Source organism: Methylomonas sp. 2BW1-5-20 (genome assembly GCF_052474515.1).
This window is the reverse complement of sequence record NZ_CP184127.1, coordinates 4,295,028-4,321,425: the sequence shown is the minus strand read 5'-3', so window position 1 is coordinate 4,321,425 and position 26,398 is coordinate 4,295,028. Positions and strand designations below refer to the sequence as shown.

Genomic DNA, 26,398 nt, shown 5'->3' with positions numbered 1-26,398 from the left:
CACTTCGTCAGACAACAACGCAACGATTGCGTCCGGTTTGCTTGGCTCTATACAGACCGGTGTCGGCTCTGTTAAAGATAGACTCATTGCTGTCGCCATCGACAAATTGACTGATGCCGCACGACAAGGTAATGAACACCTTTTCGCCATTGGCATTGAAGCTGCTTTTTTCCACGGTTTTCCGGAGTTTTTCCGCGACCAGCAAGGCCGACTTGGCATCGGACCCGGCCAGTATCATCACGAACTCCTCGCCGCCGAACCGCGCCACAAAATCGGTTTCCCGACAATGCTTGGATAACAGCTCGGCAATCACAATCAAAGCCTTATCCCCGGATTTATGCCCGTAGGTGTCGTTAATTTTCTTGAATAAATCCACATCCCAAACCATCAACGACATTGGCGTTTTATGCCGCCGGCAGCGCGCCATTTCGTCGGCCAATCTATCCTCGAATGCCAACCGATTCGGCAGATTGGTCAGCGGATCGCGGGTAGCACGGTGTTGAGCCAGATCCAGTTTCAAACGCAATTCGGAAGACTCGGACTCCATTTCCCTTAGCCTTTCCGACAGTGCCCGCATTTCGCGCTGTGTTTTATCGCGTTCTTGCTGCTCCTGAAGATTATGCGCCTGAATTTGCTGGGTGATGGTGGTTAAGCGAGTACTGACAATTTGTTTTAGTGGTTCCAATTGCGTGGCGTTTTCAGACTTTTCCCGCAATTCCATGATTTGCTCGGAGACAGCCTGATCCAGCAGGTTACGCTTTTTAACGCTAATTTCGTTAGCGGCATTAACCCCGGTGGCTTTCACACCCAGCTCAGTTAATTGGTCGGTCAATTTCGACAAAAATGCCGCCATTTCCTGCTGTTCCGATTCCAAATGCTTTTTTACAGCCAACAGCAGCGCAACGGTGTCGTCGAAAATCGGCCCTAAGGCTTGCTCCGCATGTAATCGGCTTTTGATTTTTTCCGCGTCTTCGACAAAAATCAGCGGGATTTCCGCGTTGTCCAACAACCGGATTAATTGAATGTTGATGGCTTTGGCATCCGTCCCGGTCAGTTCCAGAGCCAGATCGATGCTGGCCGTAGGGTTGTTGTCCTCGATCAGCTCCAGCAAAGCCAGATAAAAAGCTTGATTGGTCGTGAATTGACGGTGCTCGTACTTTGCCTGTATTTCGTCGAGCTGGTCTTGCCACTGCGGATATTGCTTGCCGAGAAACTCGAATAACATGGACGCATCCAGCTGTCCGGCCGTGGACGACTCCTCCAGCATAACCAATGCATTGGAAAATGCCGTTAGCTCTTTTTGCAACAGCTCGCTCTGCAATCCACTCTTCAATAAATTGCGGATACGATTGAGATGGGGATCGAGTTGCCGGTTCAGGCCTTTAACGGCTAATGCAAAACGAACGATAGTCTTACATAACAACTCTTCATTAGCTTTGTACTGCTTTTCAATTTGTTCCTGGTCATCCAACAGCCTTAGGTATTTTTCCTTCCACCTATCCGGACTGCCATCCTTGTTTTTAAAAAAAACCATGAAACATGCCCTAATTCAGAAATTCTTGGTCGCTTGATTATAGACTATCGCCGAATTTGTGAAGGCGATCTAATAATCAACATTGGCCATTCACGTCCATGTGCGGCAATTTAACGCATAACCCGCTTATTTTTTCTGGCTTTCTTGAGCGATCAGCTGATTAGTCACGGTCAGCATATTGGCTTGCGATTTAGCCGACTGCCCGGTGACTTTATATTTGCCGTTTACGATAATCGCCGGCACACCGGTAATCCCGTAACGCGGCCCAATAGACTCGGCTTGACGGAGTTTAGCGTCGACCCCGAACGAGTTATAGGCCGCCCGAAAGTCTTCGTCCTTGACGCCATGATCGGCAAAGAATTTAGCCAACTCGTCTTCGCTAACTAATTTTTGCTTCTTGTTCTGAATCGCGTCGAAAAAATCCGCATGCACCTTTTCTAAAATACCCAAGGCTTCGGCAGTGAAATATGCTTTGGCATGTTTGCCCCACAAGTCGCTGAACACCGCCGGTTGGCGTATGAATTCGACATTTGCCGGCTTGGTTTTCAGCCATTCCACCATTGCAGGCTCCAGACTATAGCAGTGCGGGCAGCCGTACCAAAAAAATTCGATCACCTCGACCTTATCCGGATTTTGTAAAGGTTGCGCCGGCGTTACCGGGTCGTAACCGCCCTCGGCATTTGCCAGTGAAGAAAAGCCCAACAACCCTAACAATGCGATTATTTTTAACATCAAAGTTCTCCGTAAGAATGTAATCCCGACAAAAACATGTTCACGTCCGAGAACGTAAACCCGCTAACAAAAAGTCCAGTACCGCCCACCAGCCATCGACTTGCCAATCCCGGCCCTGGCAATCCAAAGCGCCCCAATATAGCCGCCGGCGCGAAAAAAGCAAAACCCGGCACAACAACTTCCGACATCGAATTATCCAATTAGCTCAATACCGACATCTATTCCGGATAAAAATTCGGAGGACCGGCTCCCTGGATTCAATTTCCGCACAACTACCTCACCTAATTGAAGAGACATCAGACCATGCCGGCTGGCACATTAAGAGATAAACGGAGCAAGGCCGATTTGATGTAGCACCGTGCGGATTGCCGTCAACGGGATAATTATGATGTTTGTAGAATCCGAAAAGCGGAACGGAAACGAATTGGTCGGTTGCGGCATGAATTAAAGAAGAGATTACTCCTGGCGATGCCAGGACCAAGCCGAATTCCGGCGGAGCGGGGAGCTCCGCCGAACGACGCACGATTATTTCATCGTCGAAATATAATAAGAAACCGCTTTAATATCCTCGTCGGTCATTTTGGTAGCGATCATATGCATCATGTTTTCGCGGTTGTTGCTACGTGCGCCGGTTTTGAAGTCGGTCAGGGTTTTGATCAGATATTCGGCGTGTTGCGAATGCAAGGACGGAAACGATGCCGGTTTATTGCCTTCCGCGTACGGACCGTGGCAGGCTACGCAAGCGGAGACTTCCCGGCTCAGATTGCCGTTGCGATACAAATCGCTACCTTGGGTGATTAAATCGGCCAACTCGGCTTTTTTCTGCTCTTCGGTCTTGGCCGGCGCATCGTCGTCATCGTCATTAGCCGGCAACACCGGCGCCGGATTCGCGGAAATTTTATTGCCTGCATAATAAGTGGCAATCTCTTGAATCGCCTGATCGTCCAACCCGGCCGCCAACGGCGCCATCATAGGAGCGATCCGCGCACCGCTTTTGAAAGCCTGCAACTGTTTAACCAGATAAGTCTGATGCTGCCCGGCCAGCTTAGGAAAGCCCGGCATCATGCTGTTTCCGTCTTCGCCGTGGCAACCCGCGCAACTGGCGGCTTTGGTTTTTCCGGCGCTAGCGCTGGCATTGCCCTGCGCGTTTACATGACTGACGGCGGTTGCCAACAACAAAGAGATGGAAACAGTCAGCAATTTTTTTATCATTATGGGCCCCTGTTCAGGAAGGTTGATCGACATAAAGCAAGCTGATGACAGCCGCCAGACGCTATAATGTCCGGATTCTAACCGATTTATAAACACTAAGCGAGACTGTGATGAATCCCATCTACCATCAGGCCAAGTTCATCAACAGCGCCCCCAAACTGAAGGACGCGCCGCCCGACCAAGGCATGGAGATCGCTTTCGCGGGCCGCTCCAACGCAGGCAAATCCAGTGCAATCAATACCCTGGTACAACAAAACGCCTTGGCTCGCGTCAGTAAAACCCCTGGCCGCACCCAATTGCTGAATTTTTTTGAAATCGACGCCAAGCGCAAACTGGTCGATCTACCCGGTTACGGCTACGCCAAAGTCCCGGAAGCCATCAAAAAAGACTGGCGGCAAATGATGGAAAGCTACTTGCACGACCGCCAAGCCCTGTGCGGCATCGTCCAGGTCATGGACATCCGCCACCCACTCACCGACTTCGACTGGCAAATGGTCGAGTGGTGCGAACACCGCAAACTGCCCTTGCACATTCTGCTGACCAAATCCGACAAATTGAAATTCGGCGCAGCTAAATCCACCTTATTGCAGGTGCAGCGGGATTTGAGTCAGGCGGATATTGTGGTGACATTGCAGTTGTTTTCCGCGTTGAACAAAACCGGAATTGATGATGTGCATCAGGTGTTGGATGAGTGGTTTGGGTTTAGGAAGATGGTGGTTTCGGAGGATTGAACGCACCGTTTGGAACGAAGCTCGCCCCCCCTCTCCAGAGGGAGAGGGCCGGGGTGAGGGTAGTCGGATTGCTGTGTCGCTGGCGCGACGGCTGGGTTTGAAGTCGGGCCGAGACCCGACATTAAATCAAGCCGTCGCGTCAGCGACACAAAAAAGCAAGTAGCCGCCGGTGCGAAAAGCCCAATCACCAAGCCTCCAACACCACCACCTTCCACCCCCGATTCTCCGCCGGCCGCAAACTCACCCACGCCGCAATCTGCCGCGAAGGCTGGTCTTGGCAGGCTAGCTGGCTCTGGTAAAACCCCACCCCGGCATCCTGCTCCGCAATTTTCTCGGCCAGCTGGCGCAATTCGGGTATCTGTTTGAAGCGTTCTTCCCGGAACAAATTAAGCCCAATCTCGCGAGGATCGGTATCGTAAAGCAGCAGTCCATCATCCTGCACCACCCAAACGCTGCGTTGTTCGGTCTGCGTATCCACAGCCAGCAAACCGCCCAGAAAATCGACCGGTTTGATGCGCAGCGAAATAAAACCGGGGATGGTTTTACCTTGTTTGACAGGCACCACCAAGGTGACGGCGGCAAAGCCTTCCGGCGCTTGATAAATCCTGCTTAGTATCGGCACCCCTCGCTCCAAAGTCATCCGATTGTGCTCGAGTTGCGAGGTATCGGCACCAAGGGCTTGCCGATATTTGGCGGGCACCACGGCGACGACAGTGCCTGGCGCCCGAGTCGTCGCGAAACCTTCGGCGCGCGGATAACGTTGCAGCAAGCTCTCCAGCAAATCGGAGGATGCCGCTAGTTCGGCGTTGCTGCGCAAGGAATCGGCTGCTTGCTGCATGCCCATGCGGATTTCGTTGATATTACCAAGGATGCTGGCTGCCACCTGATTGGCTGCCGTCAGATTCTGGTTGGAAATACGGGTGACATCGGCTAGCGCACGCTCGACTTGCTGCTTTTCCTGTTTAACGATTTCGCCTTCGGCTACCGCCAAGTCTCGGGCTTTGTGCGCCTCCACGCCGAATTTGAAGGCCAACCCGGCGCCGATCAATATCGCCAGCAATACCGCCAGACTCGCCACCAGCGCAACCTTGTTGCGGGCAATGAAGCGGCGCAGCAGTTCGCCGCGCGAATAGGCATAGGCGCTTACCAACCGGCCGTCGCGATAGGCGCGCAATTCGTCGGCCAGGCTTGCCGCATCGGGAAAGCGTAGCGACTTATCCTTGGCCAAGGCCTTGTCGCAAATGGCGATTAATTCCGATGGCATCGGCAATTTGGGATCGCGAGCCGAGGGCATCGGCGCCGGAGAGCTGAGCTGTTCCAAAATCTCATCGGCACTACCGCGCAGCGGCGGATGGCCGGCCAATAGATAGTAGAGAATACAACCGAGCGCAAATACGTCGGAGCGCGTATCCACGACGCCGAAATCGGGATTGGCTTGTTCCGGCGCCATGTAGGCCGGGGTGCCGAGAATGTCGCCGATTCGAGTCAGATCCGCATCGTCGTCCGCCTGACTGGGTACGGCAGACATCAACGGCGCCAGGTCGGCTTCGTTTTCGACCTTGGCCAAGCCCCAGTCCAGGACGATGGTTTCGCCAAAGGGGCCGAGCACGATATTGCCGGGCTTGATGTCACGGTGAATCACGCTTTTGGAGTGGGCGTAAGCCACGGCTTCGCAGACATCGATCAGCCTGTCCAGCAAGCTCAGGCGCCGCGATAGCGCATGCTCGGCCAGTAATTCGGCATTACAAGCCTTCAGGGCCTTCGCCAGCGTATCGCCGCGCACCAAGCGCATCACGTAATAAGGGGCGCCGCTCTGCTTTTTGCCCAGATCGTACACCGGCACTATGCCCGGATGCTCCAGGCGGCCGGTGATGCGGGCTTCGCGTAGAAAACGCGCGTTGAGTTCGTTGTCCTCGTGCGCGGCTTGATCCAGCAATTCCTTGATCGCCACTTCGCGGCCGATGCGCTCGTCAAAACCAAGCAACACTTGACCGCCACCGCCCACACCCACGGCGCCGCGCAAAGAATAATCGTCGTTGAATTTACCGTCCAACGCCGGATTGTCGGCCAATATCTGCGGATAAGGGCGCGGTTTGATCCGGGTCAGATCGTCGTCTTGCGGTTTGATGATGGTGGCGTCGTCTTCCGGGAACATAATCACCTTGTTTATCGTACAACAAATCGGCTCTGACCTAGGGGTAGGCGCAGCCCTGTTCGAGCGCGAAAAGGCTCCGCAACGTCTGGCACTCCCTATATATTAGTTAAATTACGATCCCTGAGCGGGCCGATGCCCGGACGGCCAACATCTTCAGTTAACGTACCAAAGTTGCACGTTGCTCGTCCGTCAAGAGCCGCGACGCCTGCTCACGGGCCTGCACGGCGCCACTATCTCCCAATGCTTCCAGAACAACGGCGTAATTCAGCCACAGATTGCCGTGACCCGGAAAGCGGCGGGTGCCTTCCGCCAACAGGGTTTTGGCTTCCATCCCGCGTCCGCTACGATGCAGAAAAAAGCCGTAACCGGAAAGGGCATCCGGGTCGTCGGGGGCCTGCTCGACCCAGCCTTTAAAGGCCGTCTCGGCAATGACATTCTCCCCGGCCATCGCGGCTGCCATGGCCAGGGCACCGGTAGCCAGCGGATTGTTCGGAAACTTTTCCATCATCGCCAAAGCTGCCGATAACGCGTTGCTTCTATCACCGGCCTGCAACAATGCCATCGCGTGCTGGAGGACCATTTCTGGTACGTTAGGAGACAGTTCGGCCGCGCGGCGAGCGGGCTCGACTGCACGAGCGGGTCGACCGGTAGCCGAGAAAAAACGCGCCAGCGTCGATTGCAGCACGGCGCTCGGCGTCGGTTGCGCGGCAATCACGCCGGGAATCAGTGCGTCGGCACGATCCCGTTCGCCGATAGACCAAAGCAAACGGGCCAGACCAAACAAGGCATCGGGTTGAGCCGGTTGGCGCGCCAATACCATTTCCCAGGCTTTGCGCGCGGCAACCGGATCGCCCATGCGCTCCGATAGCCGGGCGAGTTCGGAAAACACCAAATCCGCCGCGCCGGGTTGCGCCGCAAGCCGGATCAGCAAATCGCGAGAGGGGCCGAGTTCGCCGCGCGCTTCGTAAAGTGCGGCCTGAAGCTGGTCGGGCAGCGGGTTATCCGTCCGAAGTTTTCTGGCCTCGCGCAACGCTTCGTCGGCTTCCTGAAAATGGCCGGTACGCAAAGCCGCTTCCGCAAAAAGGATCTGCATTTCGAAATTGTTGCGATAGTTGGAACGGACCGCGTTGGCCAGCTCGTAGGCTTGACTGAATTCGCGGCGTTTGACGTGCTCGAAGGCCATGCCGGCTGCGCGCTCAACACCACCAGCTTCGTTAATCACACGGTTGCTTTCCGCATTTCGCAACCAGCCGGCCGCCAATCCGGCGACGATTATGGCAATCGGCAGCGCACGCCGGGCAATCAGTAACGGCTTCAGTGCGGGGGTATGCACCGTCGCCCCGGCCCGATCCAGCGCGGTTCGGCGCTCCCGGCAGAACTCTTGCCACTGTTCGGGGGAAATCTCGGCCGCCGTACTCTCCCAACTATAATCGAATCTAACCTCGCGGCGCTTGGAACTGACTTCGACGCAATACCGGAAGCCCGGCCCCTCATGCCGAAAAACTTCCGGTTTGAGTTTGCGGACAGGTTTGCCGCGAACGATAACTTGATGCCGCACCCGCAACGGGTGGCGTAAAGCAAAGGGCTGGGTTCTCTGTTCGCGATCATTCAGGGTTTCTATCGCCAAAAATAGCCCATGGGCACCGTATCCGAAGAAATCCGGCGGCTTGCGGTCAACCGGCCCCCAAGTCGGCAAGCCGTGACGGCTAAGCAGCGAGATACGGTTTTCAACGCGGTCGTCCTCAAGCTCGGCGCTGTCCGGTTGCGGGAGCAGCGCCGGGAAGTGTTGCTTCAGCACATCGGCTCGGTTTTTTACAATTTGCGGTAAGCCAGACCTGATAAACGAGGCGCGAAATTCGTCGGCAAACCAGCTTGTCGCGAGCAGCTTCTGTTCCACCGCACCGCCGTTCCCGCGCCGATCAAGGGTGAAAGTCTCGGTTAAAATCAGTTCGGCAACAGGCAGCGACGGTAATTCAACCAATGCGTCGTTGTTCGTGTCAATCTCCAGGCCGAAACCGAGGGGAGGGGCAACCCAATCCGCAAGATTGCCGGCTTGACCGATGACTGTTGGATCGACGAAGTACTTTTTCCCCGCAAATTCAAAAGCGACAATGGCGTGATTGAAACAGGCGGTCGACGGCAGGAGCCGGGCAATGGCATGGCGCCAGCTGGTGGCGACCAGCATAGGCCGGGCGCTAAGACCCAAGGCGCGCAGCAAGGCTGTCAACAACACCGATTTGTCCTTACAGTCACCAAACCTTCGCCGCAAAACCGTACCCGCGCCGCTTGGCAACATGCCGGCACCGTGACCGAAATCAATCGCAAGATAGCGGACCTCTTCCTGGACAAAGCGCAGCGCCTCTAGAATGGCCGCCTCGATCGACTTGTTTGCGGCAAGACTGGCGGCTTCCGCGGCAATAGTATCGGTTTCGTCATTCAACGCATCGGCCCAAAGCTCACTGAAGAAGCGCGCGATCTCACCCCAGGATTCCCAGGCCGTCACTTCGAGTACCGGAAAAGGCCAATGTCCGCCAGAGACATTCGCTTCCGGCTGAAATAGCGCCGGTTGATCAATTTGCCAGCATACGCGATCCGATTCGCGCAATTCCACGGGCAACCGCGCGTCGGCCGGCGCGAACAATTGCCAGCGGACAGGATGGTCCGGGTGTAAATTCAAGGCAACGCTGGCCGATCCGACCGGAAGCCCCCAGACCAAAAAATGAAACGAGGTGAACAGCAAACCGGGCATCGGGTCGCGCGGCTCTAGTGTATATGCCAGATCGATCGCGTCGCCGACTCGCACATCTTCAAGTAATGCCACCAAGGACACCCGACCATTCAATATCTGTTGTTCGAACTGCTGCTCGCGCTGACGAAGTAAAAAATCCTGCTGCCGAACCGGCGTACGCCGCCGGCGCACACCATCCGGATCAAGCCGCCAAACCACCAGTTCGTGCACGCGCAAGCATTGCGCGGCAGGATCGAATTCGATCGCCACCTGGCTCTGCGACTGAACGGCTGTCAAGGAGGTCAGCATGCGCACAATGCGGAGAAATACGGCTTGCGTCGCGATATCGTGCTGCTCATCGAACAGCAGCATAACCACGGCTTGGGACTCCGGTGGCGGCCACGACCAGTCCAATGAACGCGGCCGCACCCATTCGTAAACTGGAATTACCGACCATTCAGACTGTTCGATTGGAACGATTCGGCGGATCGACATAGTATTTTTGGTTAGAGTTATAACAAGAATGTTTGGTAAATATCGAAGTTCGCCGCCGCTAAGAGAAATAGAAGCCTAATTTCTGTATCTCTAGTTCCCAAGCTTCGGTGTAGTAATGCGTAGCCGCGTGATACCGCTCTGAATTTCCCATGCAGGAGCGGGGGAACCAGAACGAGATTCGATAATGGGCTCGGTTTAACCGCGGCTCGGGCCTTTTTGGTCGGCGTGCCCCAGGTCGCGTTCCGGAGCGATTTGATCGCGCACCAATTGCTTTAACTCGGTAATCTCCGGAAACCGGCCTTGCTGCTTGCGGGACCAGACTAATTCGCCGTTGGCGCGCACTTCGAAAATGCCCCCGGTGTCCGGCTGTAACACCAGTTCGTCCAGTTCCTGTTCGAAAGTGCTTAATAACTCCTGGGCCATCCAGGCCGCCCGCAACAGCCAGCGACATTGCGTGCAGTAGCGGATTTCGACGCGGTTCATGGCTTACAACTCGTTCCGCAGGCGTTTGTATATGCCACCGAAACTGCCGTTACTCATCAGTAACACGTGACAAACATCGCCGGCTTGGGCTTTGATGGTGGCGATGATAGTTTCCAGGCTGTTACAAATCTCGATGTTGTTAGCGTATTTCAGCAACTGGCTTAAATCCCAACCCAGATTATCCGGCTGATAAACGATGGCCCGGTCGGCATGACCCAAGGATTCGGCCAAGGATTGAGTATGCACGCCCAGGCGCATGGTGTTGGAGCGGGGCTCGACAATAGCCAGGATTTTTTCGTTGCCGACTTGTTGGCGTAAGCCGTCCAGTGTGGTTTTGATTGCGGTTGGGTGGTGAGCGAAGTCGTCGTAGACCGTGACGCCGCCTTTTTTGACGATGACTTCCATCCGCCGTTTTACGCTTTGAAATTGCTGCAACGCGGCTATCGCCCACGCCGGAGCGATGCCGATATGCCGGGCGGCGGCGATGGCCGACAAGGCGTTGTAGACACTGTGGCGGCCGGTTAAGGTCCACTCAACTACGCCTTGCTCTTCACCGGCAAAACTGACGCTAAAACTGCTGCCGTCGGCTTTTAACAGTTGCGCCTGCCAGTCGCCGTCGCCGTCAATTGCCGTCTTCACAATCGGCGTCCAGCAGCCAGTTTCCAGCACATCGGTAACATGTTGTTCGCAAGCCGGCGCGATGATCAAACCTTCGCTAGGGATGGTTCGCACCAGATGGTGGAATTGCTTTTTGATCGCATCCAGGTTTTCAAAGATGTCGGCGTGATCGTATTCCAGGTTGTTCAAGATCGCGGTTCTGGGCCGGTAATGAACGAATTTTGAGCGTTTGTCGAAAAAGGCGCAGTCGTATTCGTCGGCTTCTATCACGAAAAAATCCGACTCGCCCAAGCGGGCGGAGATACCGAAGTTCAACGGAATCCCGCCGATCAAAAAGCCGGGTTTGAAGCCGTTATATTCCAGTACCCAAGCCAGCATGCTGCTGGTGGTGGTCTTACCGTGCGTACCGGCCACAGCCAGTACCCATTTATGCTGCAACACGTGCTCGGCCAACCATTGCGGGCCGGAGATATACGGTAAACCTAGATTTAACACGGCTTCCACTTCCGGATTGCCGCGCGACATGGCATTACCCACCACCACCAAATCGGGTTTGCAGTCCAGGTTTTCGGCTTTGTAGCCATTCATCAACCGAATGCCTTGCTCTTCCAGTTGCGTGCTCATCGGCGGATAAACATTTTGGTCCGAGCCGCTGACGGTGTAGCCCAATTCGCGGGCGATTAAGGCCAGGCCGCCCATAAAGGTGCCGCAAATGCCGAGGATGTGGATGTGTAGTGGTTTTTCTGAGTGTGACATTCTATCTTTGGGCTGTTTAGCGAGGTTTAATTGGTGCAAGGGCAAAACTCGGATTGAACCTTACGTTTTGAGCCCATGGCGTCATTTCTTGGTTTCTTCCGGTTTCGCTTCGGCGGGCTTGGGTTCGCCTTCGATTTTTTCTTCGACTTTGGCTTCCGAAGCCTTGGCGCCGGCCGCCTCTAACAGTTTTACAATGTTTTCCCGGCCGAGCTTTTTGGCCTTATCGAGGATTTTCACACTCTGGCTATCGGCGGCATTGACGTTGGCACCAGCGGCAATCAACACGCCTACGATGTCGGCATTGCCGAACATTACCGCGTCCGTTAGCGCGGTGGAGCCGAGTTTATCGGCCAGATTAACATCCGCGCCATAGGCCAGCAGCGCCTTGACAATCCGCAAATTGCCGTTAAAACTGGCCGCCATGAGCGCAGTGCGATCGGTTTCCAGCTTACCGTTGACATCCAGACCTTGCGCCAATAAGGCTTCGACGCGCTCCAGTTTACCGGTGGCCGCAGCGGCAAATAAATCCTTATTATCTTCGGCAAGCGCCTGCAAGGACAAGGCTATCAGCCCGGCACTTAGAAATCTGCGGATATTCATAGGATTGCTTGCTTGCGTTTGGGTATGAGTTGGGTTGAAATAAGGCAAATACTGATTTACATCATCTATCAATGAGCGAAAAAAACAAAGTTTTAGTTGAAGCCCAACCTTATTATATCGAGGCCCAATCGTCCCCCGAACAGAACCGCTATGTGTTCGCTTATACCATCACCATTACCAACGTCGGTTCCACTCCAGCCAAATTGCTGACCCGGCACTGGTTAATCACCGATGCCAACGGCAAGGTGCAGGAAGTGAACGGCGAAGGCGTGGTAGGAGAAAACCCGCATCTCAGCCCCGGCGACTCGTTCCGCTATACCAGCGCGGCGATGATAGAAACCCCGGTTGGCGTGATGCAGGGCAAGTATCAAATGCAGTCGGACGCAGGCGAAAATTTTAACGCAGCCATTCCTAAATTCACCCTGTCGATACCCAGAACCCTGCACTAATGGCAATTTATGCAATTGGTGACATTCAGGGCTGTTACGACGAGTTCCGGCGCTTACTGGACCAGATAAAATTCGAACCCGGCCCGGACCAACTCTGGCTGGCCGGCGATTTGGTGAATCGCGGTCCAAAATCGCTGGAGACTTTGCGTTTTGTGAAAAGTTTGGGCGAAGCGGCTATTACCGTGCTCGGCAATCACGACCTGCACTTGATCGCCACGGTGGTCTCGCTGGGCAAAGCCGGTAAAAAGGACACCTTGGCGGCGGTAATGCGCGCCGAGGATTGCGACGAGCTAATCCACTGGTTGCGGCATCAGCGCCTGTTCCACCACAACGATGATTTTTGCATGCTGCACGCCGGCCTGCCCCCGCAATGGGATTTTGCCACCACGCTACGGATGGCGCGGGAAACCGAGCAAGCCATGCAAGGCCCGGATCACGAACGTTTTTTCCGTTCCATGTACGGCAACAAACCTGTGGTCTGGCGCGAAGATCTGCCCAAAACCGAAAAACTGCGCTTTGCCATCAATTGCTTCAGCCGGCTGCGTTATTGCACCGTGGACGGGGTGATGGATTTCGGCCCCAAGGGCGCCCCCGGCACCCAACCCGATCACTTGATACCGTGGTTTGAAGTGCCGGGCCGGAAAAGTATCGATATGCGGATCATCTTCGGCCATTGGTCCACCTTGGGCTATTTCGACGGTTACAACTGTTATTCGATAGATACCGGCTGTTTGTGGGGCGGACAACTGACAGCGCTGGAACTGTCGGCCCAGCCCAAACGCCATAGTATCGACTGCGCGGCCGTGCAAAATCCCAAGGCTTTTGCATAAGGATGAACTTTGCCGGCCTGCCGGCATCCACCCAAACTCAGGCCCACACCGGGCACTCCGCTCGGCAAACTAACTTTATCAGAGACCACAAATGCGAAAAATACTGCTTATCGCCGCCATCCTTGCCTTGCCGTTGTCCGCCTTCGCCTATCCCGGCGAAAACGACTACGGCCAACCGGTAGATCACAAACTCGAACATTTGAACAAACTGCTGCAACTCAGCCCCGAGCAAAAAATCAAGCTGGAAGCAATTTTTAAGGAGCAGCACGAAAAATTCCGCGCCATCCACGAAGAGTCGCACAGCCGGATGAAAGAAGTGTTAAGCCCGGAACAAATGCAGAAAATGGACGATTTGCGCAAGCAACATCAGGAACAAATGCGCGAACAAGCCCCTCGTAAGCCAGCCCCATAAACAAAACGGCCTCAGCGGTAGCTGTTACCGCTGAGGCCGTCGATAGCGTTAGCGAAATTTTTAAGAGAAATTCCGGCCGTAGAAAATTTCGGCCATTTCTTCCTGTAGCATTTCCTGAATTTCTTCCTGCTCGTCGTCGCTGAAATTACTTTCCTTCTCGAACAAGTAATTTTCCAGCTCGGTTTCCTTCAGCATCATTTTGGTGTGGAAAATATTTTCCTGATACACATTCACATCGATCATCTGGTACAGCTCTTTGGTGCTTTCCGCGATGTAGTTTTGAATCGAGTTGATTTTATGATCGATGTAATGCTTTTGCCCGGACACGTCGCGGGTAAAGCCGCGCACCCGGTAATCCATGATCACGATGTCGGACTCGAAGCTGTGAATCAGATAATTCAATGCTTTCAGCGGCGAAATCTGGCCGCAGGTCGAAACGTCGATGTCGGCCCGGAACGTACAAATATCGGTATCCGGGTGACTTTCCGGATAGGTATGCACTGTGATGTGGCTTTTGTCCAAATGCGCCAAAATCGTGTCGGGCAAGGGGCCTGGCGACTCGGAGTTCATGCCGGCCGGGATCACCGCGCCCTCGGAAATCAGCATCGTTACGCTGGCACCCTGCGGGTCGTAATCCTGGTGGGCGATATTCAAAATCTGCGCGCCAATGATATTGGCCACGTCTTTTAAAATCTGGGTCAAGCGTTTGGCGTTATAGGCTTCGTCGATATATTCGATGTAGGCTTTTTCCTGCTCTTTCGGCGCGTAGCAAACGTCGTAAATGTTGAAACTCAACGATTTGGTCAGGTTATTAAACCCGTGTAACTGTAATTTGCTCAACCGATCAACCCTCTAAAACTTCGAAATCATGCGTTATTTCCACACCGGCCCTGCCCAACATTATTGAGGCCGAACAATATTTTTCGGCGGACAATTTTACCGCCCGCTCCACCGCTGCCGCCGCCAAATTCTTACCGGTGACCTTGAAATGTATATGAATTTTGCTGAATACGGCCGGCACCGTATCCACCCGCTCCGCAGTAAGTTCGGTCGTGCAATGCACAATCTCATGGCGGCCCTTTTGCAAAATATCCACCACGTCGAACGATGAACAGCCGCCCAAACCCAGCAGCAACATTTCCATCGGCCGTACGCCTAAATTGCGTCCGCCATGATCCGGCGGCCCGTCCATCACCACCGTGTGTCCGCTACCGGACTCGCCGACGAACAACCTGCCGTCGACCCATTTAATTGTTGCGTGCATGCTAAATCCCAACCAAAATCAAAATTGTCGCGAATTTTACAACGAACCCGTCAAATGTCTTGATTTTTTTGTAAAACTACTGCACCTTGATAGGGTAACCAATCTAGTTCACAGAATTATTACAAATTATGAGCTTTGTTAAACAAAACAAGATTTCACCATCCGCCCTGGACGCCTTTTTACGCTTCTGTCATGTCAGAAGTTATCCAGCCAAAATCACCATCGTGCGCCCCGGCGATGTCGGCGACAAACTGTTGTTTGTGGTCGACGGCTCGGTCAGCGTCAGCGTCGAGGACGAGGAAGGCCGCGAACTGATCCTGGCGTATTTGAACAAACACGATTTCGTCGGCGAGATCGGTGTGTTCAAAAACGCCGAGACCCGTAGCGTACTTGTTAAAACCCGTACCAAATGCCAAATGGCGGAAATCGGCTACGAACGCTTCAAAGTACTGCTGAACGCCGAACTGCGCGATCAGGCCGTGGAGATTTTGACCGTGCTCGGCGAACAGCTATCGACCCGTTTGCTGATCACCAGCCGCAAATACCGCGATTTGGCGTTTATGGACGTGGAAGGCCGTATCGCCCGCACCCTGCTGGATCTGGCCAAGGAACCCGACGCGATTACCCATCCGGACGGCATGCAATTGCATATCACCCGGCAGGAAATCGGCCGTATTGTCGGCTGTTCCAGAGAGATGGCTGGCCGGGTATTGAAAGAGCTGGAAGACAAAGGCTTGATCACCGCCCACGGCAAAACCATTGTGGTATTCGGCACCCGCTGAGGTGCCGTTGCAGGGGCGAATATCTTCGCCCCTTAGCCTTGCCCTGTAAAACGCAGAGCCAGACTTTGGCGGGCGCCGTCGACATAGGTAAACACCACCGGCACCACCAGCAGACTTAACAAAGTCGAGCTGAGCAAACCGCCAATCACCGCCACCGCCATCGGCTGGCGAAAGCTGGCGTCGGCGCCCCAACCCAAGGCAATCGGCAACATGCCGGCAATCATCGCCACCGTAGTCATCACAATCGGTCTGGCCCGTTTATGACACGCATCCAGCAAGGCCTCGTGCCGGCTCAAGCCTTGCTCGCGCATCGCCAACAACGCATATTCGACCAGCAAAATCGAGTTTTTGGTAACGATGCCCATCAACATGATCAAACCGATCATCGACGGAATATTCAACTCGCCGCCGGTCAGCAACAACGCAACAAACGCACCGCCCATCGACAAGGGTATTGCCGACAAGATGGTCAAGGGCTGAAAGAAATCCTTGAACAGCAATACCAGCACGCAAAACACGCACAGCAAACCGGTCAGCATCGCCATACCAAAACCGCCGGCCAATTCGTTCATAATTTCGGCATCGCCGGTACGGATCAGTTTCACGCTGGACGGCAGGTTTAATACGGCAGGCAAGGTTTTAGCCTCCGTCAGAGCCTTACCCAAGGACAGCCCGCCCAGCTCCGCATTGACGGTGACGTAACGGCGGCGGTCGTATCGGTCGATTTGCGCGGAGCCGCTGGCTAACGCAATTTCGGCAACGCTGGACAGAGGCACCAACTCGCTGCCGGCCCTAACCCGTAAATTAGCCAGCACCTGCATATCCTGGCGCGCCGCATCGGCCATCCGCACCCGAATCCCGAGTTGGCGGTTATCCAAGTTCAATTTGGCCAACTGCGCGTCGAAATCGCCGCTGGTGGCGATGCGCACCGTTTCGCCGATCAGTTCGGCGGTAACGCCCAATTCTGCAGCGCGCCGCCAGTCCGGCCGAATCGCGATTTCCGGCCGTTCCAGACTGGCGGTGGAATTGATGCCGCTCAAGGCGCTAACGCCTCGCAAATCGCGCTCCAGCGCCTGCGCACCGGCTTTTAACGCCGCCGCGTTGTCGCTGGATAGAATTAAAGACATTTTTTCGCCGGGACCGCCGACCCCTATCGAAAAACGCGCACCGGGCACCTCGCGCAACGCCACCCGCACAGCTTGTTCAATCGCGGATTGGTGAGGCCGTTGTCCGCGCCCGCTCAAAGTCAAGGTCAACGCCCCCTTGCGCTGCTCACCCGGTCTGGTGACACCGCCGCCGACGATTTGGCTGCTGCCGACTGCGGTAAACACATGCTCGACGCCCGCCAGCGGTTGCAACACGGCTCGCGCCGCTTCGGCAATGCGACCGGCATCGTTTATCGAACTGCCGGGCGGCAACTCAAAATGCACCGTCGTGTAGCCGCGATCGGCGGGCGGCACGAATCCGGCCGGAATCAACGGCAATAAGCCGCAGGCGCCGATAAAAAACAAGGTAGATAGCAGCATTGTGGTTTTGCGGTGGCCCAGCGTCCATCGCACGGCTTTTAGATAACCCGGCATCAGCCTGCCGTCTTCCGTCGCGGGATGATGGCCTTCGGTAAGCAAATAAGCCGCCAACATCGGCGTCAGCAGGCGGGCTACTAACAACGACGCCAACACCGCCACGACCGCCGTCCAGCCGAATTGCCGGAAAAACATGCCGGAAATACCGCTCATCAGCGCCGTAGGCATAAACACCACCACCAGTGTCAGAGTGGTGGCAATGACCGCCAGCGCAATTTCATCGACCGCTTCGGCGGCAGCTTGGCGGATAGTCTTGCCCATTCTTACGTGCCGGGCGATGTTTTCGATCTCGACGATCGCGTCGTCCACCAAAATGCCGACTACGATAGCCAAAGCCAGCATGGTCAGCATGTTCAAGGAAAAGCCCAGCCAATGCATGGCCGCGAACGTCGGCAAAATCGACAGGGGCAAGGCGGAAGCCGATACCAGGGTGGCCCGCCAATCGCGCAAAAACCACCACACCACCAACACCGCCAGCAGCGCGCCCTCGTACAGCATATTCATCGAGCCGTCGTATTGCTCCTGCGAATACGCGACCGAACCGGAAATCAGGGTGAAACTTAGCGAATCGTCGGCTTGACGCATACGTTGCAACGCCTGCTCCACATCCGCGGCGATGCGGGTTTCGTCGTAACCCTTGGCCCGATAGATGTTAAAACCGATTAACGGCTTGCCGTCCAGCAAAGCTAGCTGGGTGCGCTCCGCGTTGGTATCGCGAACCGTAGCGATTTGATCCAGCCTTACCTCGCGGCCGTTGGCTATCGCCACCGGCAATACCGCCAGCTCTTCGGCTTGCCGCACCGTTGCCAGGGTTCTTACCGATTGTTCCGCCAAACCCAGATTACCCCGGCCGCCCGATGACTCTTGTTGCACCTGCTTCAACGCACGCGAAACGTCCGTGGCCGTCACCCCGAGCGAAACCAGCCGCACCGGATCGACTTCCACCTGAATTTCGCGCTGTACACCGCCCAAACGCTCGAAACGGCCGACCCCCGCCAACCCAAACAGCGTTTTGCCGACGCTGTCGTCCACGAACCAGGACAAGGCTTCTTCGTTGAGTTTGCTAGAGGCGATGGCATAGGTCAAAATCGGCGCGCCGCCCACCGTCACCGCGCTGACACTGGGTTGTAAAACGCTGGCGGGTAGGTCGGAACGCACCCGGTCGACCGCATCCTTGGTTTCGATCAAGGCATCCGAGAGTTTTTTCTCCAGAATAAATTCGACATTGATTTGCACCAAGCCGTCGGTAATCGAGGTGCGGATATGCTTCAAACCGGATAGGGTGGCAATCGAATCTTCGACTTTGCGCGCGACTTCGGTTTCGAGTTGGGCCGGCGCGGCGCCCGGTTGATTGAGCTTAACGATAACGCTGGGTAAATCCAGATCCGGCAGGCTTTGAATCGCCAGTTGCTGCAAGCCGCGCAAACCGGCGAGAGACAGCAAGATAAACAGTAAAATCGACGGAATGGGATTGCGAATCGACCAAGAGGCAAAACTCATGCATCAACTCTCTTTGCCGGCAGCCGCTTGCGGTGCGATATGCACCAGATCGCCGTCATTCAGAAAGCCGGCACCCTCCACCACTACGCGGTCGGCCTCACGCAAGCCTTGAACGATTTCAATCTCCGCCCCTTGCCGCCGGCCGGCACTCACAGCCGTTAAGCTGACCGGCGCGGTATCGGCATCGCTTTGCAGTTTCAGCACATAACTGCGGCCGTCGCGAATCACCAGGCTGGCGGCCGGCACCGTCAGCGCCGGGCTTTGCGTTAATACGATACGGCCGTTGGCGTACATGCCGGCTCGAGCCCGACTGCCGGGCAGGATGTCGGCATAGACGATGCCGAGCCGCGATTGTTCGTCCAGCGCCGGCGCCAATTGCCGGACGGTGGCGTCCGCGCTGCCGCCGTCCGGCAGGCTGAGTTGAATTTTTTGGCCGGTCTGGCATTGCGCCATCTGCGCGGCGGTCAATTCGCCGCGCCATTCCAAACGATTCTGCCGAATCAAGCGAAACAATTCCTGACCGCTGCCGGCCACCGCACCCAAGGTAGCCTGCCGCGCACTGACCACGCCGTCGTCGGGGGCGCGCACTTCGGCATAAGACAATTGCAACTGCTTGGCAGCCAATTGCGCCTTGATCGCATCCACCTGCGTCCGCGAAGTTTCGGCCTCGGTTTCGTAGCGCAACAGTTCTTGCTGGCTGAGAGTGGCGGCATTTTTTAGTTTCAAAACCCGTTGCCTGTTGGTTTCGGCCTGAGCCGCACCCGCCTGTGCTTGGGCCAAATTGGCACGCAATTGCGCCAGATCGGCACGCAGCATATCCGCATCGAAACGCGCCAAAAGCTGACCGCGCCTAACCTGATCGCCAACGTTGGCACTCACTTCGATCAAGCGCAATCCAGCCTGCTGTGCGCCTATAACCGCTTCCTGCCAGGCCGTAATCGTTCCGGAGGCCTCGATTAGCATCGGCCATTGCCGCCATTGCGGAACAGCCCGCGTAACCGTCAAAGCCGTCGCTGGCGTTTGCGCCGCCGCGCTCGAGTTTACCGACTGGTCCGGCCAGACTAACAGCGTGGCAAATGCCGCCAAAGCCAAAAAAATAAAGGCAAGTAATAAATCGCGAGCAATGCCGCGTTGCGAGTGAAAGCCGGCTCGGTTAACGAAGCTCGTCAGGGGGGTCTTCATGACAACACATCTCGGTGAACGTTTACACGGGAACGAGTTTATATGACAATTCAAAACTAAACCATTCGGTTTAGAATATAGCCGGCAAAATCGGACTGTCAAACAAAACTGTACCGACAAGTTCAAATAAGAGAGGTTCAATGAGAAAAAAAAGCGAGGAACGTTGCCAAGCCATTCTCGATGCGGCGAAAACAGTGTTTGAACGGGTAGGGTTCGAGCACGCGACAATGGCGGAAATCGCCGCCACCGCCGGCCACTCCAAGGCCACGCTTTACAATTACTTCACCTCCAAGGAACAGCTATTTCTGGAATTGGCGCGCCGTTCCGCCAACCACCACAGCGAGAAGTTATTTTCGCTGCTGATGCCGGGCGGTAGCGATACAACATCCGGCATGCTGCCGAATCAAGTCAACCAAGTGTTGAGCTTATTGCAACCGTCCGACGATCTGGCGGCTACGCTGCAACGTTTCGGCGAAGGCGTATTAAGTAATTTTCTGACATTGAAAAGCTTGGCCGCCCGGCGCATGTTGATCGCCGCCGTCGCCAATCAACCGGAAGCCGGACGTTTGTTTTACGAAAACGGTCCGGCCAAAGGCATGCAATTTACCGCGCAATTTTTCCAGCAAGCCATGGATACCGGCCAGTTGCGTCAGGCGGATTCTCGCGTCGTTGCCGCACACTTTCGCGGCCTGCTGGAATCGGAGGTATTCGAGCCGGGTTTATTCAATGCCCGCCGAGAATTGAAACCCAAAGAAGTGAAAGCGGTGGTCGAACGCGCCGTCAGTGTGTTTATGCGGGCCTACGCACCAACCGCCGCCAACTAACTGGTTGGGTTATTTCTTAAAAACCTCGCGAAACAACTGCCTCATCGCTTCCCAGGATTGTTTGTCCGCGCCGGCGTCGTAGGCGATCGGCAAGTTATTGGCCTTACCCAACCGGTCCGCGTCCGGATTGCTAAAACCGTGCCGTACGCCGGGATAGTTCACGAAACGGTAATCGGCACCGGCTTGCGTCATTTCTTGTTCAAACGCGGCTATGCTGTCCGCACTAACGAATTCGTCTGCGGCACCGTTCAGCACCAATATTCGCGCCTTCACTTGCCCGGCCCGAGCCGGGGTTTGCGTGGACAGATTGCCGTGAAAACTCACCACGGCCGCCAGGTCGGCACCCGATCGCGCCATGTTCAACACGGTCGCGCCGCCGAAACAATAGCCAATTGCCGCGATTTTGCCCGAATCGACACCGGGCTGCTTTCGCAAGAATTCTTCGGCCGCCGCGAAGCGTTGCTGCGAAACGCCGGCCCGCTCCACGACACTAGCCATAAATGCCGAAGCCTCGGCAGCATGTTCGCTGGACTTGCCGTCCCCGTACATATCGACCGCCAGCGCGGTATATCCCAATTCCGCCAGCATCTTCGCACGCTGCTTGGCGTAATCGTTCAAGCCCCACCATTCATGAACCACCAGCACGCCGGGTTGCTTATCGCCCTTGGCGTCATCCCAGACCAAATAGCCCTGCATCGTGGTATCGCCGGCTGTATAGCTTACAGCCTGCTCATGCAGGGCCGCTTGCACACCGGAGCTGAAACATAAAGCCAAGCACAATAAATAACGCATTATGAAAACCTCTCGCCAATAAAAATCCGGCTACCGTTACACCGGTAACCCTTGTTGTCAATCTCCGACGCGATAAAAGATATTTTCAGCATAGCGTTTGGTTTTGCAGCAAACTAGACCCCGAGCTTTAATCGCCTTACTTTCCACCTATCAGAAAAGACGAATTTATGAAATCTAACGGTCCGCGGCCGATTTGGCGGCAAATCCCGAAAGGCGTTTGGGCCTTGGGCTTCGTCAGCATGTTGATGGATATTTCCTCGGAAATGATCCACAGCCTGCTACCGGTGTTCATGCTGACTACGCTGCATGCCAGCAGCTTAAGCATTGGTCTGATCGAAGGCGCGGCGGAAGCCACGGCATTGATCGTCAAGGTTTTTTCCGGGGTGATCAGCGATTATCTGGGCAAACGCAAAAGCCTGGCCTTAATAGGCTATAGCCTGGGAGCCTTGACCAAACCCTTATTTGCGATTGCCGGCAGTAGCGGCATGGTCTTGACGGCGCGCTTATTGGATCGGGTCGGCAAAGGTATTCGCGGTGCGCCGCGCGATGCGCTGGTAGCCGACATCACCCCGCCGGAAATTCGCGGCGCGGCTTTCGGTTTACGGCAATCGCTGGATACGGTCGGCTCTTTTCTTGGGCCGTTGCTGGCGGTAGCACTGATGCTATGCTGGACTAACGATTTTCGGGCAGTATTTTGGGTAGCGGTTATCCCTGGCGCATTATCGGTCTTGATGTTGCTGTTCGGTGTGCAAGAGCCCAAGCATTTGCGCCGGTCACAGCACGGCAATCCGATCAAGCGCACCAATCTGCGACGCTTAAGCAGCGCTTATTGGTGGGTGGTTGTATTAGGTGCGGTGTTTACGCTCGCGCGTTTTAGCGAAGCATTTTTGGTATTGCGAGCCCAACAGGGCGGCATGCCCATCGCCTTAGTGCCCTTGGCAATGGTGGCAATGAATGTCGTTTATTCCGCCACGGCATTCCCGTTCGGCAGACTATCCGACAGCATGGGACACCGCAAATTACTGGCTTGGGGCTTGCTGGTGCTGATCGCCGCCGATTTGGTATTGGCAAGCAGCGCGGATACGCCGATAGTGATTGCCGGCGTGGCTTTATGGGGCGTACACATGGGTATGACCCAAGGCTTGCTGGCAAAAATGGTGGCGGATACCGCGCCGGCCGATCTGCGCGGCACTGCTTACGGTTTTTTCAATTTGGTGGGCGGTATCGCCATGCTGTTTGCCAGCATATTGGCCGGTTTACTCTGGGACAACTACGGTGCCGAGTTTACATTTTTTGCCGGCGCGGGATTTTGTGTAATAGCGCTGTTCATCCTCCTCACCCACCACCGATGTGGTGCGGATGACAAAAATTAATATGGATAAGCCCCCAGTCAAAACAGGAAAAATACCCAAAAAGTTTTGAAAAGAGCTGACAACAATGTAAGCTTTCGCCTACAAATTCCCAGCAAATGACTGAACCCTTCAGCCATATAAGTATTTGAAGCCTAGTTTGAATCACATCCTTCTCAGCCGTTTACAACACTTAACTAGATTCCGTCTTTGGCTGATTTCGGTTTTTCTGGCCACGGTACTCACCGAATCCGTCGTCGCCTTGATGGATTTGCTGTTGAAAGGCCAAATCAGCTTCGACTATCTCCTGACCGGCTTGGTCGCTTCGCTGATTGCAGCTTCTTTGATCTGCGCCATGATCATTTTCTTTCTGGACCATTTGGCCGGCTTGAAGGACGATAACACTCAGCTAAACACCATTGTCTCAGCAATACCGGTGCCGCTGGCATTGTTCGACGAAGAACGCAATATCCAGATACTGAATCCGGAATTTACCAAGATCTTCGGTTACGAAATCCAGGATATTCCCAACATATCCGAGTGGCGTCTGCGAGCCTTCCCCGATCCCGCCTACCGTTTGAAGGTTGGCGAGGAATGGCAACGGCACCTGGATAATAACGACCTTGAATTCCAGCCCATGGAAATCGAGGTCCGGTGCAAAAACGGCCTGAATAAACACGTCATAGCCTCCGCAACGCGGATAGGAAGGGCCGACCGTCAATTACAACTGGTACTGCTATACGATATTTCCAAACGCATCGCCGCCATGAACGCACTTGCCGAGTCGCGTAGTCTGTTGCAATTGGTGATTGAAACCATACCGATGCGGGTGTTTTGGAAAGATCCGCAATCGCGCTATCTCGGCTGCAACTCGCAGTTTGCCCGCGATTGCGGCCTGACCGAGGCCGAAGACATCATCGGCAAAGTCGATAGTGAGTTGTCCTGGCGCGACCAGGCTGAAAGTTACCGCGCCGACGATCGTTTGGTAATGCAATTGAATCTGCCCAAGCTGGCGTACGAAGAACCCCAAACCACCCCCGATGGCGGGGAAATTCTGTTGCGAACATCAAAAGCGCCTTTGCGGAACAGTCTTGGCGAAACTGTCGGGGTTTTGGGGGTATACGACGATATTACCGAGCTGAAAAAAATCGAAAACGAGTTATGGCTGACCAAAACCATGGTCGACAAAAGCAGAACCGCTTTTTTCTGCCTCGATCCGCAAGGCATGGTGACCTATGTCAACGATTACGCTTGTCAGACCTTAGGCTATTCGCGGGAGGAATTAATTGGCATGAAGCCGTGGGAATTCGACCCGGACCTCTCCGCCTGTGCCTGGTCGACTATATGGGAGCGCTTGCGCGCCAACAAAGTCGTCAATCACGAAAGCCGCCATCGACGTAAGGATGGCACGATTTTTCCGGTCGATCTCACTTGCCATTACATTGCGCACAATGGCTCGGCGCTGAGTTTTACCTTTGCCCAAGACATTAGCGAACGTAAGCGCCTGGACACCGAATTTCGGATAGCCGCAACCGCTTTCGAGTCACAGGAAGGCATGATGATCGCCGACGCCGCAACCGTGATTTTAAAAGTGAATAAATCGTTCACCGAAATCACCGGCTACGCCAGCGAGGAAGCGATAGGACAAAAAACCAACTTGCTCAATTCCGGCATGCATGATGCGCTGTTTTTTGCGGAAATGTGGAAATCGATCGACAGCAAGGGCGGCTGGCAAGGCGAAATATGGAATCGGCGCAAGAACGGCAATATATTTCCGGAATGGCTGACCATCAGTGCCGTTAAAGGCGCCGACGGCGCGATCACCCATTATGTCGGCGCTATGATGGACATCACGGCACGCAAAGCCATAGAACAACACGTCCATCATCTGGCTCACCATGATGCGCTCACCGATCTGCCCAATCGCATCCTGCTGATGGATCGTCTGCATCAAGCCATCGCCCAGGCCAGGCGCGAACAAAGCATGCTGGCCTTACTGTATCTGGACCTGGATAAGTTCAAACCCGTTAACGACAGCTTCGGCCACGATATCGGGGACTTATTGCTGAAAGAAGTGGCGATTCGGTTGCAAGCCTGCGTAAAGCGCGAATCCGACACCGTTTCGCGCCTGGGGGGCGACGAGTTTGTGGTATTACTCGCCCAGCTGGACGAATCAGCCGCAACGGCTGTTGCCGAAAATATCCTAGAAAGCCTCAAACAGCCATTTCTGATACAGCAACACCGGTTGGATATTTCCTCCAGCGTAGGCATTGCCTTATATCCAACCGACGGTCTCGATGCCAATACCTTGATGAAAAATGCCGACAACGCCATGTATCAAGCCAAATGCGCCGGTCGCGGCTGCTACAGCTTATATACATCCGATAACAAGACTGCTTGCTGATAGATCGGGCATGGCGTCAGCCCGTTTATGGTTAATTTCCGGCGAACGGCGCGGCTCCGGATAGCCATACGCCTAACTGCGGCTCCACGGCCCGGCCCTCCGCATCGGCAAATTGGAAAGGTATCGACACCAACTCCATGCCGCGGTTAATCTGCACCGCAAAATGCAGATGCGGACCGGTCGTTAAACCGGTATTGCCGGAATAACCGATCAGCCGCCCCGCGTCCACGGTTAAGCCCGGACGGACTTGCGCCGTTTCCAAGGCCAAATGCGCATAAACCGCCATGGAACCGTCTTCATGCAAGATACGAATGCTATTGGCCTTGCCGGCATAAGCTTGTTCGGTGCCGTTACCGGTAAAGTCGTTTTCCACTTCCAGCACGATACCGCCGCGGGCTGCGTAAATCGGCGTACCCACCGGCATCATAATGTCTACCGCATAGCGGTTCTGCTGATCGTTATGGCTGTAAGCACCATGAAAGGCTTGAGTGATTTGAAACTGCCCGCCGGCAGGCAGAGGCGGCTTATAAAGCGTTTGGCTAACATAATCCGGTAATGGCCGACCGATCACATAACTGTATTGCAGATTTACCCGATAAGACCCGGCTCTTTGGTTGGGAACGATCGCAAACAGATTCGCGGATTGTCCGGACTCAACGACGAAGCGCTGCGGCAAATCCGGGTATGCGCTGACGTTTTCCCGCTCGCGCCAATCCACTGCCAGTTCGATGGGGCCCGGATACGCGTTTCTGGCAAAGAACCCCGGACGGGCCGGGTCGGCGTTTTTTTCCAGCCAAACCCGCCGCGAACTTGTAGCTTTTAACTGTCTAACTTCCGCGGGCTGTTCTGCGCTTGGCGGCTGATCCGTGTAATGCCAATCGCCTTGGGCATCCTGATATTTGTAAAGTTTTTTCGCTACACCGGCACTAGACACCAGCAATAGCGAAATCGCTAAAACTCGGCGCGCAAACACCGGTCACCGC

At 54.9% G+C, this 26,398-nt stretch carries 22 protein-coding genes; 8 read left to right on the top strand and 14 right to left on the bottom strand.

The annotated features are described in order from the left end of the window. Positions 1-7: 7 nt before the first annotated feature. From ACH50O_RS19980 to ACH50O_RS19970, 3 genes are all read right to left on the bottom strand, one after another. Positions 8-1,534, bottom strand: coding sequence for a GGDEF domain-containing protein (locus tag ACH50O_RS19980; protein WP_446809502.1), 1,527 nt, complete (start codon positions 1,532-1,534; stop codon positions 8-10). Positions 1,535-1,660: 126 nt separating this feature from the next. After that, positions 1,661-2,266, bottom strand: a complete 606-nt coding sequence (locus tag ACH50O_RS19975) for a thiol:disulfide interchange protein DsbA/DsbL (protein WP_446809501.1) — start codon at positions 2,264-2,266, stop codon at positions 1,661-1,663. Positions 2,267-2,791: 525 nt separating this feature from the next. Then, positions 2,792-3,478, bottom strand: coding sequence for a c-type cytochrome (locus tag ACH50O_RS19970; protein WP_446809500.1), 687 nt, complete (start codon positions 3,476-3,478; stop codon positions 2,792-2,794). Positions 3,479-3,588: 110 nt separating this feature from the next. On the opposite strand from ACH50O_RS19970, the gene yihA reads away from it, so the two are divergent. Then, positions 3,589-4,209, top strand: a complete 621-nt coding sequence (gene yihA / locus ACH50O_RS19965; protein WP_446809499.1) for a ribosome biogenesis GTP-binding protein YihA/YsxC — start codon at positions 3,589-3,591, stop codon at positions 4,207-4,209. Between the two features lie 184 nt (positions 4,210-4,393). Here yihA and ACH50O_RS19960 read toward each other — a convergent pair whose 3' ends face one another. The 5 genes from ACH50O_RS19960 to ACH50O_RS19940 form a co-directional block, all read right to left on the bottom strand. After that, a complete protein-coding gene (locus ACH50O_RS19960) occupies positions 4,394-6,364 on the bottom strand; it encodes a serine/threonine protein kinase (RefSeq protein ID WP_446812174.1) in 1,971 nt (656 codons plus the stop codon). 157 nt (positions 6,365-6,521) lie between these two features. Next, positions 6,522-9,587: a DUF3857 domain-containing protein gene (locus ACH50O_RS19955; RefSeq protein WP_446809498.1), complete on the bottom strand. Its 3,066-nt coding sequence runs from the start codon at positions 9,585-9,587 to the stop codon at positions 6,522-6,524. A gap of 195 nt (positions 9,588-9,782) precedes the next feature. Continuing rightward, a complete protein-coding gene (locus ACH50O_RS19950; protein WP_446809497.1) occupies positions 9,783-10,070 on the bottom strand; it encodes a SelT/SelW/SelH family protein in 288 nt (95 codons plus the stop codon). Positions 10,071-10,073: 3 nt separating this feature from the next. Next, entirely contained in the window at positions 10,074-11,444 is a 1,371-nt protein-coding gene (gene mpl, locus ACH50O_RS19945; protein ID WP_446809496.1) for a UDP-N-acetylmuramate:L-alanyl-gamma-D-glutamyl-meso-diaminopimelate ligase, read from the bottom strand. A gap of 81 nt (positions 11,445-11,525) precedes the next feature. Next, positions 11,526-12,044: an ankyrin repeat domain-containing protein gene (locus tag ACH50O_RS19940; RefSeq protein WP_446809495.1), complete on the bottom strand. Its 519-nt coding sequence runs from the start codon at positions 12,042-12,044 to the stop codon at positions 11,526-11,528. 71 nt (positions 12,045-12,115) lie between these two features. Here ACH50O_RS19940 and apaG point away from each other — a divergent pair, with 71 nt between their 5' ends. The 3 genes from apaG to ACH50O_RS19925 all read left to right on the top strand — a co-directional run bounded on the left by apaG (position 12,116) and on the right by ACH50O_RS19925 (position 13,735). Beyond that, positions 12,116-12,493 (top strand): Co2+/Mg2+ efflux protein ApaG, encoded by a 378-nt coding sequence (gene apaG, locus ACH50O_RS19935; protein ID WP_192392664.1) that lies wholly within the window; start codon positions 12,116-12,118, stop codon positions 12,491-12,493. Continuing rightward, positions 12,493-13,323 (top strand): symmetrical bis(5'-nucleosyl)-tetraphosphatase, encoded by an 831-nt coding sequence (locus ACH50O_RS19930; protein WP_446809494.1) that lies wholly within the window; start codon positions 12,493-12,495, stop codon positions 13,321-13,323. Before apaG ends, ACH50O_RS19930 begins: the two co-directional genes overlap by 1 nt. Positions 13,324-13,414: 91 nt before the next feature. Next, complete coding sequence (locus ACH50O_RS19925; protein ID WP_446809493.1) at positions 13,415-13,735, top strand: periplasmic heavy metal sensor; 321 nt, start codon at positions 13,415-13,417, stop codon at positions 13,733-13,735. Positions 13,736-13,795: 60 nt separating this feature from the next. Here ACH50O_RS19925 and speD read toward each other — a convergent pair whose 3' ends face one another. Both speD and ACH50O_RS19915 read right to left on the bottom strand, forming a co-directional pair. Next, positions 13,796-14,575 carry an adenosylmethionine decarboxylase gene (gene speD, locus ACH50O_RS19920; protein WP_036277248.1) on the bottom strand — a complete coding sequence of 260 codons (780 nt, stop codon included), beginning with the start codon at positions 14,573-14,575 and terminating at the stop codon, positions 13,796-13,798. Positions 14,576-14,579: 4 nt separating this feature from the next. Next, positions 14,580-14,999: an OsmC family protein gene (locus tag ACH50O_RS19915; RefSeq protein ID WP_446809492.1), complete on the bottom strand. Its 420-nt coding sequence runs from the start codon at positions 14,997-14,999 to the stop codon at positions 14,580-14,582. 128 nt (positions 15,000-15,127) lie between these two features. On the opposite strand from ACH50O_RS19915, the gene crp reads away from it, so the two are divergent. Further along, on the top strand, positions 15,128-15,781 hold the full coding sequence (crp, locus tag ACH50O_RS19910; protein WP_446809491.1) for a cAMP-activated global transcriptional regulator CRP: 654 nt from the start codon (positions 15,128-15,130) through the stop codon (positions 15,779-15,781). A gap of 32 nt (positions 15,782-15,813) precedes the next feature. Here crp and ACH50O_RS19905 read toward each other — a convergent pair whose 3' ends face one another. Both ACH50O_RS19905 and ACH50O_RS19900 read right to left on the bottom strand, forming a co-directional pair. After that, complete coding sequence (locus tag ACH50O_RS19905; RefSeq protein WP_446809490.1) at positions 15,814-18,864, bottom strand: efflux RND transporter permease subunit; 3,051 nt, start codon at positions 18,862-18,864, stop codon at positions 15,814-15,816. A gap of 3 nt (positions 18,865-18,867) precedes the next feature. Further along, positions 18,868-20,046 carry an efflux RND transporter periplasmic adaptor subunit gene (locus ACH50O_RS19900; RefSeq protein ID WP_446809489.1) on the bottom strand — a complete coding sequence of 393 codons (1,179 nt, stop codon included), beginning with the start codon at positions 20,044-20,046 and terminating at the stop codon, positions 18,868-18,870. 140 nt (positions 20,047-20,186) lie between these two features. Between ACH50O_RS19900 and ACH50O_RS19895 the strand changes: the two genes are divergently transcribed. Further along, positions 20,187-20,870: a TetR/AcrR family transcriptional regulator gene (locus ACH50O_RS19895; protein WP_446809488.1), complete on the top strand. Its 684-nt coding sequence runs from the start codon at positions 20,187-20,189 to the stop codon at positions 20,868-20,870. A 9-nt stretch (positions 20,871-20,879) separates the two neighbouring features. Here the strand turns inward: ACH50O_RS19895 and ACH50O_RS19890 are convergent, their stop codons facing one another. Beyond that, on the bottom strand, positions 20,880-21,662 hold the full coding sequence (locus ACH50O_RS19890; RefSeq protein ID WP_446809487.1) for a dienelactone hydrolase family protein: 783 nt from the start codon (positions 21,660-21,662) through the stop codon (positions 20,880-20,882). 167 nt (positions 21,663-21,829) lie between these two features. Here ACH50O_RS19890 and ACH50O_RS19885 point away from each other — a divergent pair, with 167 nt between their 5' ends. Beyond that, positions 21,830-23,035, top strand: a complete 1,206-nt coding sequence (locus ACH50O_RS19885; protein WP_446809486.1) for an MFS transporter — start codon at positions 21,830-21,832, stop codon at positions 23,033-23,035. A gap of 136 nt (positions 23,036-23,171) precedes the next feature. After that, positions 23,172-25,415, top strand: coding sequence for a PAS domain S-box protein (locus ACH50O_RS19880; protein WP_446809485.1), 2,244 nt, complete (start codon positions 23,172-23,174; stop codon positions 25,413-25,415). A gap of 31 nt (positions 25,416-25,446) precedes the next feature. On the opposite strand, the gene ACH50O_RS19875 is transcribed toward ACH50O_RS19880, so the two are convergent. After that, complete coding sequence (locus tag ACH50O_RS19875) at positions 25,447-26,388, bottom strand: peptidoglycan DD-metalloendopeptidase family protein (protein ID WP_446809484.1); 942 nt, start codon at positions 26,386-26,388, stop codon at positions 25,447-25,449. Positions 26,389-26,398 lie beyond the last annotated feature (10 nt).